The 13,814-nt window shown below is 69.0% G+C and carries 14 protein-coding genes; 6 read left to right on the top strand and 8 right to left on the bottom strand.

Features of this window, described 5'->3' with window-relative positions; translation table 11 throughout:
• Nucleotides 1-276: 276 nt before the first annotated feature.
• Nucleotides 277-1,089, top strand: a complete 813-nt coding sequence (locus ACU6XJ_RS09940; RefSeq protein WP_476308871.1) for an HAD family hydrolase — start codon at nucleotides 277-279, stop codon at nucleotides 1,087-1,089.
• Here ACU6XJ_RS09940 and ACU6XJ_RS09935 read toward each other — a convergent pair.
• Nucleotides 1,086-1,841 (bottom strand): MerR family transcriptional regulator, encoded by a 756-nt coding sequence (locus ACU6XJ_RS09935; protein ID WP_476308868.1) that lies wholly within the window; start codon nucleotides 1,839-1,841, stop codon nucleotides 1,086-1,088. The two genes, ACU6XJ_RS09940 and ACU6XJ_RS09935, sit on opposite strands and share 4 nt — an antisense overlap.
• Nucleotides 1,825-3,051 (bottom strand): MFS transporter, encoded by a 1,227-nt coding sequence (locus tag ACU6XJ_RS09930; protein ID WP_476313900.1) that lies wholly within the window; start codon nucleotides 3,049-3,051, stop codon nucleotides 1,825-1,827. Before ACU6XJ_RS09930 ends, ACU6XJ_RS09935 begins: the two co-directional genes overlap by 17 nt.
• Before the next feature lie 99 nt (nucleotides 3,052-3,150).
• Here ACU6XJ_RS09930 and ACU6XJ_RS09925 point away from each other — a divergent pair, with 99 nt between their 5' ends.
• The 3 genes from ACU6XJ_RS09925 (at nucleotide 3,151) to ACU6XJ_RS09915 (ending at nucleotide 5,265) form a co-directional block, all read left to right on the top strand.
• A complete protein-coding gene (locus tag ACU6XJ_RS09925; RefSeq protein ID WP_476308866.1) occupies nucleotides 3,151-4,089 on the top strand; it encodes an NAD-dependent epimerase/dehydratase family protein in 939 nt (312 codons plus the stop codon).
• Nucleotides 4,090-4,169: 80 nt separating this feature from the next.
• Nucleotides 4,170-4,856: a glycosyltransferase family 2 protein gene (locus tag ACU6XJ_RS09920; protein WP_476308863.1), complete on the top strand. Its 687-nt coding sequence runs from the start codon at nucleotides 4,170-4,172 to the stop codon at nucleotides 4,854-4,856.
• Between the two features lies 1 nt (nucleotide 4,857).
• Nucleotides 4,858-5,265, top strand: coding sequence for a DUF2304 family protein (locus tag ACU6XJ_RS09915; protein WP_476308861.1), 408 nt, complete (start codon nucleotides 4,858-4,860; stop codon nucleotides 5,263-5,265).
• 455 nt (nucleotides 5,266-5,720) lie between these two features.
• Here the strand turns inward: ACU6XJ_RS09915 and ACU6XJ_RS09910 are convergent, their stop codons facing one another.
• Complete coding sequence (locus ACU6XJ_RS09910; protein ID WP_476308859.1) at nucleotides 5,721-7,688, bottom strand: DUF6541 family protein; 1,968 nt, start codon at nucleotides 7,686-7,688, stop codon at nucleotides 5,721-5,723.
• Nucleotides 7,689-7,850: 162 nt separating this feature from the next.
• Here ACU6XJ_RS09910 and glf point away from each other — a divergent pair, with 162 nt between their 5' ends.
• On the top strand, nucleotides 7,851-9,077 hold the full coding sequence (glf, locus tag ACU6XJ_RS09905; RefSeq protein WP_476308856.1) for a UDP-galactopyranose mutase: 1,227 nt from the start codon (nucleotides 7,851-7,853) through the stop codon (nucleotides 9,075-9,077).
• Between the two features lie 72 nt (nucleotides 9,078-9,149).
• Nucleotides 9,150-11,090, top strand: a complete 1,941-nt coding sequence (locus ACU6XJ_RS09900; RefSeq protein WP_476308853.1) for a glycosyltransferase — start codon at nucleotides 9,150-9,152, stop codon at nucleotides 11,088-11,090.
• A gap of 4 nt (nucleotides 11,091-11,094) precedes the next feature.
• Here the strand turns inward: ACU6XJ_RS09900 and ACU6XJ_RS09895 are convergent, their stop codons facing one another.
• The 5 genes from ACU6XJ_RS09895 to wzt form a co-directional block, all read right to left on the bottom strand.
• Nucleotides 11,095-11,325, bottom strand: a complete 231-nt coding sequence (locus ACU6XJ_RS09895) for a hypothetical protein (RefSeq protein WP_476308851.1) — start codon at nucleotides 11,323-11,325, stop codon at nucleotides 11,095-11,097.
• A 126-nt stretch (nucleotides 11,326-11,451) separates the two neighbouring features.
• Entirely contained in the window at nucleotides 11,452-11,676 is a 225-nt protein-coding gene (locus ACU6XJ_RS09890) for a hypothetical protein (protein WP_476308849.1), read from the bottom strand.
• A gap of 135 nt (nucleotides 11,677-11,811) precedes the next feature.
• Nucleotides 11,812-11,970 carry a hypothetical protein gene (locus ACU6XJ_RS09885; protein WP_476308846.1) on the bottom strand — a complete coding sequence of 53 codons (159 nt, stop codon included), beginning with the start codon at nucleotides 11,968-11,970 and terminating at the stop codon, nucleotides 11,812-11,814.
• Between the two features lie 99 nt (nucleotides 11,971-12,069).
• Complete coding sequence (gene glfT1 / locus ACU6XJ_RS09880) at nucleotides 12,070-12,993, bottom strand: galactofuranosyltransferase GlfT1 (protein ID WP_476308843.1); 924 nt, start codon at nucleotides 12,991-12,993, stop codon at nucleotides 12,070-12,072.
• The gene (wzt, locus tag ACU6XJ_RS09875) at nucleotides 12,990-13,799 is read right to left on the bottom strand and encodes a galactan export ABC transporter ATP-binding subunit Wzt/RfbE (protein ID WP_476308841.1); all 810 of its coding nucleotides are present in this window, start codon (nucleotides 13,797-13,799) and stop codon (nucleotides 12,990-12,992) included. Before wzt ends, glfT1 begins: the two co-directional genes overlap by 4 nt.
• Nucleotides 13,800-13,814 lie beyond the last annotated feature (15 nt).

Below are 13,814 nucleotides of genomic sequence, written 5' to 3'. Positions count from 1 at the left end.
TGTGCGCGGCCGAAGACGTCGGCACCCACCGGACCAACCCGGGATACTCCCGAGCAGATCTCGAAGGCGCTTCATGTTTCTCATCGGCTTGGTCTCGCGGTTTCCGTAGATCCCCTTGGTAACGGTCGAGTAACAGTTGGCGCCCTCGCCCGGTGCGCCGCGTTCGGTGGCAGCGCTTCCGCCGACCGGAGGAACCTCCCGCGTGGCTGAGCGTTGCTCGCATAACGGCTACAAAACGTTCATTCAGCTCTTGCCCCGAGCATGGAGGATAGGAGGATGGAACAGCCGCTGTTGATCGCTTCCGATGTTGACGGCACCCTGCTCGACCCCATGGAGCGAGTGACCGATCGGACCGCGAAGGCAGTGCGGAGCGTGATCTCCGCGGGCATTCCGTTCGTGCTGTGCACCGGAAGGCCGCCCCGGTGGATCCCGCCGGTGGCCGATGCCGCAGGCCTGAGCGGCATGGCGGTCTGCGGCAACGGCGCGGTGCTCTACGACCTGGCGAGCGACCGCATCGTGCACGCGGAGACCCTGGACGCGGTGCTCCTTCAAGACGCGGCGCACGAGCTGCACCGGGCGCTGCCGGGCTGCGCCGTCGCGGTCGAGCGGGTCGGCGCCACCGGCCACGAGCTTGGCGACCGCCACTTCCTCGCCGAGCCCGGCTACCAGCACGCCTGGCCGGAACCGGACCACTCCGCGGCATCCAGGGCCGAGGTCCTCGGCCACCCGGCGATCAAGATGCTGGTCCGCCATGAGCGGATGCGCAGCGAGCCGATGGCGGAGGCGGCCCGCGCGGTGCTCTCCGACGCCGTGGACGTCACCTTCTCCACCAGCTCCGGCCTGATCGAGCTGTCCCGGCGCGGCGTCACCAAGGCCACCGGGCTGGCGATGGTCGCCGAACTGCACGGCGTCGACCCGGCAGGCGTGGCGGCCTTCGGCGACATGCCGAACGACATCGAGATGCTGCGCTGGGCGGGCCACGGCATCGCGATGGCCAACGCCCACCAGGAGCTGCTGGCCATCGCCGATGAGATCACCGCGCCCAATACCGAGGACGGCGTCGCCCTGGTGCTGGAGCGCTGGTTCTAGCCCTTCGACATTCGCTGCTCGACCAGCTGGATCAGCCGCCTGCTCGCCGGGGTCATGCCGGTCAGCCAGTCATGCCAGATCGAATCCGCCAGCCTGCTCGAGGGCTGATCCAGCTCGGCCTTGGTGCGGGCCACCACATCCGGCTGGTGCTCGCAGACGTAGGCGTACAGCTCGTCGGCCAGTTCCGAGACCGCGGGATCGTCCGGATCGAGGGCGCCGACGGCATGCACCCTGGTGGTGAGCTCCCAGCCGAGTTCCGCGGCCGCACCGGTGACGCCGGTGTACTCCTCGGTCAATTCCGCCAGCGAATCCGGGTTCATCGCCAGCGCCAGCAGGATCGCCTCCTTCTCCTGCTCGATCACCTCGGGTGACACCCCTGCGGCGATCGCCTCGGCGAACACCTTCGCGAAGACAGCGGGCAGTTCGGGGTCCACGTTGCCCGCCCGCAGCTCAGCGATCCTGGCTCGCTGCCGCGCCAACTGCTCCTGCCTGCGGGCCAGCTCGTCGTCCAGCGCCGCGAGCTCGTCCGGCCAGGTCGACGGCGCATCCAGCAGCTCCCGAATCCGCTCCAGTGGCAGCCCGAGATCCCGCAGCTTGCGGATGCGGGTGAGCCGCACCAGCGCCCGCGCGCCGTAGCGGCGGTAGCCGGAGTGGTCGCGCTCGGGCTCCGCCAGCAGGCCTTGGGCGTGGTAGTGCCGCACCGCGCGCACCGTGGTGCCCGCCCGTTTCGCCAGTTCACCGATGGTCAGCACCGGTGCTCACCTCCTTGGCGGCGTCCATCTGCCGCAGGCCCGGCAGCGCGAGCCCCAGCACGGCGGCCGCGGCCCAGCCGAACGCGATGGCCAAGCCTGCCGCGCCGATGCCGACGCCGTCGATCAGATAACCGCCGAGCAGCATGCCGACCGGGGCGACGGCGAACACCGCGGCGTTCTGCAAGCCCATCACGCGGCCACGGGCCGCGTCCGGCACCCGGTCGGCGTCGACCGCGGTGAGCAGCGGCTGCAACGGCCCGCTCGCCAGCCCCAATGTGAACGCGGCGCCGACCAGCCACCAGAACGGCGGCAGCGAGGTCAGCCAGAACATGGCGGCGGCGATGGCCACCAGCGAGCCCGCGAACCAGGACCAGCGGCGCCCCCGGTGGCCCGCGAAGGCGTACCCGGCGGCACCGCAGATGGCGCCGAGCACCATCGCCATCTCCACCGCGCCCAGCTGAAGCGGGGTGCCGGTGCGGCTGAAGTGCGCGGGCAGCAGCAGTGCCTGCAACGGCACCAGCACGAACACCGCGGCTGTCGTCAGCACGCTCAGGCCTGCCAGCACCGGGTCGCGGCGCAGCAACCGGTATCCCTCGCGCAGATCCGCCATCCAGCTTCCGCCCCTGGTCGTCGCCGCGGGCGCCGCGCCGACCGCCTTCGGCAGCAGCCAGGTCAGCAGCGCGGCCAGCGCCGAGCAGCCCGCGGTCACCCACAGCACCGACGAGCCGTCCATGACGCTGAGCAGCAGCCCGCCGACACCCGGCCCGAACAGCATGATCGTGCCCGTCACCGACTCGCGCAGCCCGGCCAGCCGCTCCACCGGCAGACCCGCGCCGCGGGCGACGGCGGGAATCAGCGTCTCCCGCGCGGTCATGCCCGGCACGTCGAAGATCGCGCCCGCGACCCCGAGCAGCACGAACCAGCCCAGCGTCAGCCCCACCGCGGCGTCCACCAGCGGCAGCGCGGCCACGCAGAGCGCCGAGGCGATATCCGCGCCGATGGAAACCCGGCGCCTGCCGATCCGGTCGATCAGCACCCCGCCGAACACCGCCGCGGCCAGCGCGGGCAGCCCCACCGCCGCGGCCACCACGCCCGCGGACGATGCGTCGCCGGTCCTGGTCAGCACCAACCAGGGCAGCGCGATCCCGGCGATGGCGTTGCCGAGCGCGGACAACGCGTCGCCTGCGAGGAAAAGCGCGATCACTCTCATGCCGTCCACGGTCCGACCCTGACGCGGCGTCAGGGTCAAGCCGTTCGCCTACGATGGCCCGCACGGAACGCGTCACACGTCTGCGGGAAGGTGCCTTTCGTGCAAGCCCTGGTCACCGGCGGAGCCGGCTTCATCGGATCGACGCTGGTCGACCGCCTGATCCGCGATGGGCACCAGGTCACCGTGGTGGACGATCTGCGGCGCGGGCGGGAGGACAACCTCGCCGCCGCGCTGCGCAGCGGAAAGTGCGAGTTGCACCAGGTGGACATCACCGAGCCCAAGCTGCGCGAGGTCTTCGCCGCGGCCCGGCCCGAGGTGGTCTTCCACCTGGCCGCGCAGATCGACGTGCGGGTCAGCGTGGCGCAGCCGCTGATGGACGCCACGCAGAACGTGCTGGGCACCGTCAACGTCGCCGAGGCCGCCCGCGAGGCGGGCACCCGCAAGATCCTCTTCGCCTCCTCCGGCGGCTCCATTTACGGCACCCCCGAGGTGCTGCCCATCGCCGAGGACTCACCGATCAACCCGAAGTCGCAGTACGCGGCGTCGAAGGTGGCGGGCGAGGTGTACCTGAACACCTACCGCCAGCTGTACGGCATCGAGTGCACGCATCTGGCGCTGGCGAATGTCTACGGCCCCCGTCAGGACCCGCACGGCGAGGCGGGCGTGGTCGCGATCTTCGCCGAGCACCTGCTGCACGGCCGCCCCACCAAGGTCTTCGGTGACGGAGGCAACACCCGCGACTACGTCTTCGTCGAGGACGTGGTGGCCGCCTTCGTCGCCGCCTCCGGCGAGGCGGGTGGCGGCCGCCGGTACAACATCGGCACCGGCGTGCAGACCTCCGACCGGCAACTGCACAGCCTGGTCGCCGCGGCCGCGGGCGTGCCAGACGAGCCGGAGTTCGCCCCGGCCAGGCTCGGTGACCTGCGGGCATCCGCGCTGGACTGCTCTGCCGCGGGCCGCGACCTCGGCTGGCAGCCCGCGGTGGACATCGCCGATGGCGTGAGGCTGACGGTGGAGCACTTCCGGGGGCAGAATTAGCAACGGGCCGATGGCGGCCGCGCCCGGCAGCTTGGCTACTGTCGTTTCCACCGTGTGAACTGCGACTTGGGAGTTAGCAGGTGGCCGACAACCATGATGTCTGGCTGATCATCCCCGTCTACAACGAGGCGAAGGTCATCGCCGACGTTGTCAACAACGCGCTGTCCACCTTCCCGAACATCGTGTGTGTGGACGACGGCAGCGTGGACGGGTCGGCCCAGGCCATCAGCACCACCAGAGCGCACCTGGTGCGCCACCCGGTCAACCTCGGCCAGGGCGCCGCGTTGCAGACCGGCATGGACTACGCCAGGGCGCGCGAGGGAGCGGAGTACTTCGTCACCTTCGACGCCGACGGCCAGCACCGCGTCGAGGACGCGCTGGCCATGGTCGAGGTGGCCCGCACCGGCACGGTGGACGTGGTGCTCGGCACCCGTTTCGCCGAGCGCAACGCACACATCCCGTGGCTCAAGCGGGTGGTGCTGCGCACCGTGGTCGCGCTCAGCCCGTCCTCGCGCAAGCTCAAGCTGACCGACGCGCACAACGGCCTGCGGGTCTTCACCCGGCACGTCGCCGACCGGCTGCGCATCACCCTCAACGGCATGGCACACGCCTCGGAGATCGTCTCCCAGCTGTCCCGCTCGGACTGGCGGATCCAGGAAGTGCCGATCACGATCCTCTACACCGAGTACTCGATGTCCAAGGGACAGTCGCTGGTCAACGGTGTGAACATCCTGTTCGACCTGTCCGTGCGGCAGCGGGGGGCCTGAGATGATGCTGATCCAGTTTCTGCTGATCGTCGCCGCCGCGGGTGTGCTGCTGCTGTTCGCCCGCCGCCGCCACGGCGTGCGCATGCAGGCCACCAAGCGCATCGGCCTGATCATCTTCGTTGGCATCAACGTCTACGCGGTGCTGCGCCCGGACGACGTGTCCAGGCTGGCCCACTTCGTCGGCGTCGGCCGCGGCACCGACCTGGTGCTCTACGCCCTGGTGATGGCCTTCGTCTTCACGGTGTTCAACACCTACCTCCGCTTCCGCGGCAGCGACCAGCGCCTCACCGACCTGGCCCGCGCCATCGCGCTGCGCGACGCCGAACAGTTCAACCGCGACCGCGGCCTGATCCCCGCCACCGAGCGCGTCGTGCCATCCCCCTCGGTTCCCAACACCAGCGACGTCTGAAGTTCGGCCCATCACCAAAGTCGTCTCACGAGCGACCAGCCGACCAGGCCGGTCGCTCGTCGGTTTCTCGGCAGAACACCTGACACGGTGGCCTATTCATCATCGGGTCTGCACCGCCTGGAGATGGCCCACGCTGCCCGACAGGCCGGATCCAGGTCGCACCATCTCGCAGGACCTGGATGACGCTGCTCGTCGTGTGTTCGCAACACACGCGACGCGAGATGGTTCCGCTCGCTGTCGGCGAGTTTAAGAGAGCTCAAAACCGCATGCCAGGATGCGTTTTCATCATGTGTGGCCGATGACATCAGCGCCTCCGTCTCGTCGGAGTCGTGGCGCGGCGGTTCTGGAAATCCACCTCGCGTCGCGAACTCGATTTCAACGCTAGGCCAGCGGTGTCACCAAACCTGATTCTGAGTGGATGCGCAGGTCGAGCCCCTAAAGGCGCGAGCGTTGGTTCAGCAGGCGGTGATCTCGTAGAGCTTGAGCGGGCCGTCCTGCTCGACCAAGCGGAAGCCCGGGCGGCCCATCGGGTCGGTGATTCCCGGGTAGAGCTTGACCCGCCCGTCCTTGGGCCAGAACCAGTGGTCGCCGATGATCAGCCAGTGCACGCCCGCGCGCTGGGCGGCCTGGCAGACGCTCGAGTCGCGGGAGACCTCGCGCAGGTTCTCGGCGAGCTTGCGGGTGTCGTCGTTCATCAGGTTGTCCAGCACCGGGAACAGCACCCGCCGGTCGTCCAGCGCCCACAGCAGGGCGCTGCCGTCCCAGGGGTTGTTGGCCACCACCGCGTCGGCGGGCAGCCGCTGGGCGATCCGGTCGTAGAAGGCGATCTCGCGGTCGGTGATCAGGCCGGTCCTGGCCCGCTCATCCCCAGAGGCATAGGTGCCGGACACGCGCTTGCCGTGCTCCGCGGCGTACATCCCGCCGGTGAGCAGCAGCATCACCGCGGTCAGCGCACCGCCGATCACGCCGGGTCGCAGCCAGCCGGGCGGGTCGTGGCGGAGCAGCACCGCGGTCTTGGTGCGCAGCCACTCCGCGATGGCCACCACGCCGATCACCGCCAGCGGCACCCCGGTGATCGGCACCATCGCCGCCAGCCGGAACGAGTCGTTGTACCAAAAGCCGGTGAGCAGCGAGGACAGCGGCGTGTCCAGGGCGGCGGCGAACATGTAGAGCAGCGCGGTGACCGCGTGCGCGGGAGCGAGCCAGCGCAGCCTGGTCTCCCGCCACGAGGCGAGGAACCCGACGAACACCAGGATCGAAAGCACCCAGGAGGCGTGCATGCCGTTGGTGGCGTTGAGCGCCACCTCGCCGATGGCCTGCGGCGGGGTCTCGAACGCGGGCCAGTCCATGCCGCGGACCCTGCCCAGCAGCGAGGACCGGCTGAGCACCAACGCGGCGAGGATGCCCGCGCCGAAGTACAGGCCGACCAGCAGCGCCGCCCGGAAGCGGCGGCCTGCGCGGTAGCCGCGCCAACCGCGCACCAGCACCGTCACGGTCACCGGCACCAGGCTGATCGCGGCCAGCGAGAACAGCGAGTTCGGGTGGGACAGCGCGCCCGCAACGGCGGTGACCGCCAGCAGGAACACCGACCGGATGCGCCCCAGCGCGTCCTCACGCGCCAGCCCGCACACCGACACCAGCGCGGCCAAGCCGACCGGCACCAGCGCCAGACCGAGTGTGTTGGGCCAGAGCACCCCGAAGCCGAGCAGCCCCCACGGGAAGGCGCTGAAGCCGACGCTGAGCACACCCGCCACCCCGACGGCGGTGGCCGAGCGGCCCAGCAGCTGGCGGACCAGCAACATGCAGGACAGCGGCCAGATCACCACCGCGACCACGCCCGTCACCACATTGGCCACCACCGGGATCGGAGCACCGGAAAGCTGGGCGACGACCGCGGCGAGGTCGTGCCAGGCCGCCGGGTAGAACACATCCGGCGTGCCCGAGGCCGCGATGCCGCCGACGGTCAGCGAGGAGCCGTTGCCCTCGGTGACAATGAACTTGATGGCGCTGTAGTGGAACACCGCGTCGTAGGTCTGCGAGAGCGCGTCCGGCGCGGTCATGCCGAGGACCACCGCGATCGAGCCCGCCACCACGGCGACCAGCAGTCCGGCGGCGGCGCCGACCCCGACCCGCCAGGGGTCGGGCGGCAGGCTGAGCCGGAACCGGCGCCGGACCAGCAGCGCGCCGAGCAACAGCACCGCGACCAGTCCGACCGAGACGACCAGCAGCGGCAACACCGACCAGTCGATGCCCGCCAGGCCGCAGGCGACCGCGGACAGGCCCGCGATGGCCACCGTGAGCACCGGGGCGGCGGCCCAGGCAGCGAGGCTGCGCAGACCCAGCGCGTAGCTCGCGGGCAGGCCCGGCAACACGAAGACACCGACGGCGACCAGCGCCACGGGCAGGGCGGACAGCCAACTCATCGTCGAGGCACCTCGTTGGTTCGCGGGTGAAACGAAACGCTCTGGTCATCTGATCGAAAACACGCTCGGCTTAGGCTAGTTGGCTCGCTTCATCACGCTGCGTCCACCTCGGAGCGGACATGAGCAGCCCATTTGTGCTCACGCAGGTGCAGGTATGCCTGAATGCCGGACGCAAAGCGGCACAGGGTAGCCTCGACGACCGTGAGCTTCGGTGGCTTCGATCTGGTTGTTGTTGGATCTGGATTCTTTGGCCTGACGGTCGCGGAACGCGTGGCCAGTCAGCTGGATAAGCGTGTCCTGGTTCTGGACCGGCGCGCGCACATCGGCGGGAACGCCTACTCGGAGGCGGAGCCGGAAACGGGTATCGAGGTGCACCGCTACGGTGCGCACCTCTTCCACACCTCCAACAAGCGGGTGTGGGATTACGTCAACCAGTTCACCGAGTTCACCGACTACCAGCATCGCGTGTTCACGATCTATCAGGGCAAGGTTTATCCGATGCCGGTGAACCTCGCGACCATCTGTGAATATTTCGGCAAGTACCTCACGCCGGAGCAGGCCCGCGCGCTCGTCGCCGAGCAGGCCGACGAGATCGATTCCAAGGATGCCCAGAACTTCGAGGAAAAGGCGATCTCGCTGATCGGCCGCCCGCTCTATGAGGCATTCATTCGGGGTTATACGGCCAAGCAGTGGCAAACCGATCCGAAGGAACTGCCCGCCGCGGTGATCAGCAGGCTGCCGGTCCGCTACAACTTCAACAACCGGTACTTCAACGACACCTATGAGGGTCTGCCGGTCGATGGCTACACCGCCTGGCTGGAGAAGATGGCCGACCACCCGAACATCGAGGTTCGGCTGAGCACGGACTACTTCGACGTCAAGGACGAGATCCCGGCGGGCACCCCGGTGATCTACACCGGCCCGCTGGACCGCTACTTCGACTACTCCGAAGGCTGGCTGGGCTGGCGCACGCTGGACTTCGAGCAGGAAGTCGTGGCGACCGGTGACTTCCAGGGCACCTCGGTGATGAACTACGCCGACGAGAACGTGCCCTACACCCGGATCCACGAGTTCCGGCACTTCCACCCCGAGCGGGAGTACCCGCAGGACAAGACGGTGGTCGTCCGCGAGTACTCGCGGGCCGCGGAGAAGGACGACGAGCCGTACTACCCGATCAACACCGCCGAGGACCGCGCCAAGCTGGAGCGGTACCGCGAATTGGCCAAGGCCGAGGCCGCGACCAACAACGTGTTGTTCGGCGGCAGGCTCGGCACCTACAAGTACCTCGACATGCACATGGCCATCGGGTCGGCGCTGAGCATGTACGACAACAAGATCGCCCCGTACTTCACCGAGGGCAAGGCGCTCACCGGTTCGCTCGACGACTGAACCGACGCCAGGACGTCACCCCCACAGAGGTGATGTCGGCACCGAAGCAGACGACGAAGGATTGAGGAGCCGATGCCGGGTAAGACTTCAGCAAGCACGAAGAACCCGACCTCGAACGCCACACCCGAGCCCACCGGCTCGGGGAAGGAAGCCCCCGTGCTCGTTGAACACGACGCCCCAGCCCGACTCACCGTCCAGCGAGGGCTCTTCTCTGGACCGTCGGACCTCGTTCCGGACGACCTGTACGCGGAGGTGACCGCGGGCCTGGCCAGGCGGGAGCGCCACCGCCTCGTCGTCGAACCCAACGCCGCGGTGTCCACCAACACCTACTTCGGCCGCTTCCCTGCCAGCTACTGGCAGCGCTGGACGGCGATCCCCGAGGTCAGGGTCGAGGCCAGGGTGACCGGCTCCGGCACCCTCTCGCTCGTCGCCTCCGACAGCGAGGCACAGCCCCGCGTGGTTGCCGTCGAGCATGTCGAGAAGGCCCACGAGCACGTGGTCACCCTCTCCGCGAAGATCGACAAGTTCGTTGACGGCGGCGGCATCTGGCTGGAGTTCACCACCGGTGAGGAGCAGCTTGCGGTCGACAAGCTGCGCTGGACGGTGGAGCCGCCCGAGAAGCTGCGGCCCACCGCGGTGGTCATCTGCACCTTCAACCGGGTGGACGACTGCCTCAACACGCTGGCCGCCATCGCGGGCGACCCCGAGCCGCTGGACATGCTGGACCGGGTCTACGTCGTGGACCAGGGCACCGACCCGGTCGAGTCCCGGCCGCGCTTCGCCGAGCTTCAGGCCGACCTTGGCGCCAAGCTGACCTACATCCGCCAGCCCAACCTGGGCGGCGCGGGCGGCTTCACCCGCGGCCTGTACGAGGTCACCGAGATCAGCCAGGCCGAGCACGCCAACGTCCTGTTCATGGACGACGACGTGCTGGTCGAGCCGGACACCATGATCCGCACCACCGCCTTCGCCAACCGCACGGTGGAGCCGGTGATCGTCGGCGCGCAGATGCTGTACCTGCTGCACCCGAACCAGCTGCACGTCGGCGCGGAGAGCGCCAACCTGCCGCGGCTGGCCCCGGCGCAGATCGCCGAGAACGCGCTGTCCGCCGCCGACCTCACCGGCGAGGATGAGGAGACCGGCCTGCCCAACCACCAGGACATCCGGGTGGACGCGGGCTACAACGGCTGGTGGTCCTGCCTGATCCCGTCGGAGATCGTCAAGGACGCGGGCTACCCGCTGCCGATGTTCTTCCAGTGGGACGACATCGAGTACGGCTACCGCTCCCGCGCCCGCGGCTTCGCCACCGTCACCCTGCCTGGAGCGGGCGTCTGGCACGCCGACTTCAGCTGGAAGGACTGGGACGACTGGCACCGGTACTTCAACCTGCGCAACGCCCTGATCACCGCGGCGATGCACAGCGACTTCCCGCCCAAGCAGGTCTGCCGCACGCTGCTCGCGCAGCTGGTGCGCTACCTGATCTCGATGCAGTACGGCCTGGCCGCCACCCTGATCAAGGCGGTGGAGGACTTCCTGGTCGGACCCGAGATCCTGCGTGACGGCGGGGTCGCCGCGGCGGCGGAGATCCGCAAGCTGCGTGCCCAGTACCCGGAGACCATCCGGCACCCCGCCTCCTCGGTACCGGGGCTGCGGGCCAGCGACTTCCCGCTGATCCCGGCCGGCCCCGAGCCGACCCTCAAGCGGGCGGTGCTGATCAAGCGCCTGATCAACGTGCTGATGTCGAAGTACCCGCACCGGCTCGGCGCGGTGTCGGAGAAGGACGCCACCTGGTGGCACCTCTCGCTGTTCAACACCGCGGTCGTCACCGACGCCTCCCAGGAGGGCGTGCGCATCCGGCGGCAGGACCGCAAGCTGATGCTGTCGCTGGCCCGCGAGGGCACCTCGATCATCAGCAGGCTCTACCGCCAGGCGCCCGTCATCCAGCGCAGGTACCGCTCCGCCCTGCCCCAGCTGACCAGCCGGGACAACTGGAAGCGGCTCTACGACCTGTAGGCCTCTAAAAGCCCGGCCCGCGTCGGCTGTGTTCGATCTGAACCGCGGCCACCCGGCCGTAGTTGATCGTCACCAGCCGGTCGTCGGCCGAGGTGAGCTGCTCGGTGCTGCCCGCCGACACCAACTCGGTGAGCCGCGGCCCGAGGTCGTCGGCGGTCTGCTGATCCAGCGGGATCACCAGCGGATCGCCCGCGCCCGCCAGATGGATGATGAGGTTCCGCTCTGATTTCGCCATGTCACCAGCACACCAGCGAGATCACCTCCCGGCCAGTGAAGTTCGCCGACAGCGCACGCCGTGCGCCCTCAGCGCAAAGCTGACGGAAAGCCAGCCTCTCGCGGAGGTAGCAGGCAGTTCGCGGTCCTACTGGACAATCCGTAGTTCACAGGTTCGGGTGCCCTTCCATTCGCCAGCCTCGCGGCTGCCGATGCGTTCGGCGATGCACATCGCCTCGGCGAGGTCGGCTGTCGCCTCTGCCGCGTTGCCCAGCGCCTGGTTGGCGGCTGCCCGGGTGTGGAGGGTTCTGGCTTGCCATTCGGGGAGTTCGAGTTCGATCCAGATGGCCAGGGAGGCGTTCAGTTCGGCCACGGCGCGGCCCGCCTCGCCGCGGGCCAGCAGTGCTTCGCCGAGGGTGCGCAGGATCAGCGCGGTGCCGAAGGTGTCCGCCTGCGCAGCGTGGAGACGTAGGTGTGCAACACGGCGGCGCCCCGGCTGGGCGGCCGGTCACCCCCAGATCAGGTCGACCAGCCTGGCGGCGGGCACCAGCCTGCCCTTGGCCAGCAGCAGGGCGGCCAGCAGCGTTCGGGGTTTGGGTCCGCCCAGTTCGACCCGGCGACCGTCGCGACTGGCCTCCACCGGCCCTAGCAGCCGAAACTCCAGCATCACACCCCCAGCCCCCGCGGGTCGCCGCCGACTGTATCGACCTGTCGGCACGCTCGTGCGACCCGAAAGGTAGACGCCGGAACGCGGAGGAGGTTGGGGTCAGAAGCGGAAGAAGCGTTCCCGGCGACCGAGCCGGACCAAGCGCAGCCATTCGAGGAAGGCCTTGGGGTCGCGCTTCTGGCCGATGAAGTACAGGCCGAAGCGGAAGACCTCCAGCATGCCGATCTTGCGCATGCCTGGCTGGGAGAGCAGGTAGCCGCGGTTGCGGTAGGTGTAGTAGCGCTTGACCGGGTTGTCCGGGTCCTGCGCGTGGAACCGCCCACCGAGCATCGGCTTGAACTCGTCCGAGCCGTCCGGGTGGGCGTAGGCCGCGGTCAGGCAGGTGCCGAACGGTAGGCCGGAGCGGACCACCCTGCGGTGGATCTCCACCTCGTCGCCGCGGAAGAACAGCCGGTAGTCCGGCACGCCGACCACGTCGAGGGTGCTCGCGCGGAACAGGGCGCCGTTGAAGAACGAGGCGATGCCGGGCAGGAACTCCACGCCAAGCTCGTTGCGCTGCCGCTTCCAGGTCAGGCCGCGGCGCAGCGGGAACGCCAACTGCTGCGGGCGGTCGATGTTCACCACAACGGGGGATACGACGGCGAGCTTGCGGCGTTCGGCGACGTCCAGCAGCGTGGCCAGCACGGTGTCCTCGGCGGGACGGCCGTCGTCATCGGCCAGCCACACCCACTCCGCGCCGAGCGCCAACGCGTGCAGCATGCCCAGCGCGAAGCCACCCGCCCCGCCCAGGTTGCGGTGCGATGGCAGGTAGGTGGTGGGCAGCGGGCAGGACTCCACGATCTCGCAGGCCGGATCGTCCGGGCCGTTGTCCACCACGATGAGGTGGTCGGGCAGCCGGGTCTGGGTGGCCATCGCCTTCAGCGATTCCGCCAGCAGTTCCTTGCGGTGCCGGGTGACGACCACCGCCACCACGGAGCTTGTCGGCAGCAGCACGTCGCTGGGCTGGCTGTCGTTCGTACTCATGCACCATTCCCTGCGGTCAGCGGCTCTTCCAGCCGCGCACGGGCTTCCGCCGGCATGCCCTCGAAGGGGTCCCGGCCCTTGTAGGCAGTGAGCACCTCGCGCAGACCGCCCTGCATCTTCATCCGCCCCTCGTCCATCCAGATGGCGGTAGTGCACAGCTCCATCAGGAACTCGTCGGAGTGCGAGGCGAACACCAGGATGCCCGACCGCTTGACCAGGTCGTTGAGCCGGTCCCTTGCCTTCTCAAGGAAAGCGGCGTCCACCGCGCCGATGCCCTCGTCCAGGATCAGGATCTCGGGGTCGATCGAGGTGACCACGCCCAGCGCCAGCCGCACCCGCATGCCGGTGGAATAGGTGCGCAACGGCATGTGCAGGTAGTTGCCAAGCTCGGTGAAGTCGGTGATCTCGTCGACCCGCGACTCCATCTGCTTGCGGCTCATGCCCAGGAACAGGCCGCGGATGATGATGTTCTCGTAGCCGGAGATCTCCGGGTCCATGCCGACGCCGAGGTCGAAGACCGGCGCCACCTTGCCGACGATCCGCGAACTGCCGCGGGTGGGCTCGTAGATGTTGGACAGCAGCCGCAGCAGCGTGGACTTGCCCGCGCCGTTGTGCCCGACCAGGCCGACCCGGTCGCCGTGGCGCAACGAGAGCGTGATGTCGTGCAGCGCCTCGATGACGGGCACCTTCTGGTCGGTGCCGATCTTGCCGCCGACCTTGCCCAGGACGGCCTTCTTCAGCGACCTCGTCTTCGCGTCGAAGATCGGGAAGTCGACCGATGCGTTCCAGACGTCAATGCTGACCATGAATTACGGCCTCAC

The sequence above is a fragment of the Actinorectispora metalli genome (assembly GCF_056323685.1).
This window is presented reverse-complemented; position numbering and strand designations above follow the sequence as displayed.